This window comes from Halorubrum sp. SS7 (genome assembly GCF_005435055.1).
GTDB classification, from domain to species: domain Archaea; phylum Halobacteriota; class Halobacteria; order Halobacteriales; family Haloferacaceae; genus Halorubrum; species Halorubrum salinarum.
Map to the genome: position 1 here is coordinate 1 of NZ_SGXV01000374.1, position 388 is coordinate 388.

The following is a 388-nucleotide window of genomic DNA, read 5'->3' on the forward strand; positions in this document are numbered from 1 at the left end:
ACTCGATCGTCGTCCCCTCCTCGACGCACCGGCGGTAGTTCGCTTCGACCGCGATCCCCTGTTCGTCCCCGAGGAGCTCCCGCGGCGTCTGCCCGAATATCGCGTCCTCGGTCAGCCCGGTCTGTTGCTGGTACGCGGTGTTGTTCTGCTTGAACGTGAACTCGTATTCGCCGTCCCTTCGCACCACGTCAAGGAGAAACATCGCGTCGTCCGCCGCTCGGAACATCGCCTCGTAGGCGTTGGTCACCCGGTCACCGTCCGTCCCGGACCGACCAGCTCCGTCGGCTGTGTGTGACTCTCCTCCCATTGGCTCTCTTATACTATCTACGCCACCTCGACTGATAATACTGCGGATGTCAACGGCAGAACCCTCTCGTCAGTCGACCCC

Annotated in this window: 1 protein-coding gene; it reads right to left on the bottom strand. The window is 62.1% G+C overall.

Features of this window, described 5'->3' with window-relative positions; translation table 11 throughout:
* A partial coding sequence (locus EXE44_RS18455; RefSeq protein ID WP_342764975.1) for a PAS domain-containing protein occupies positions 1–307 on the bottom strand: 307 nt, incomplete at its 3' end.
* Positions 308–388 lie beyond the last annotated feature (81 nt).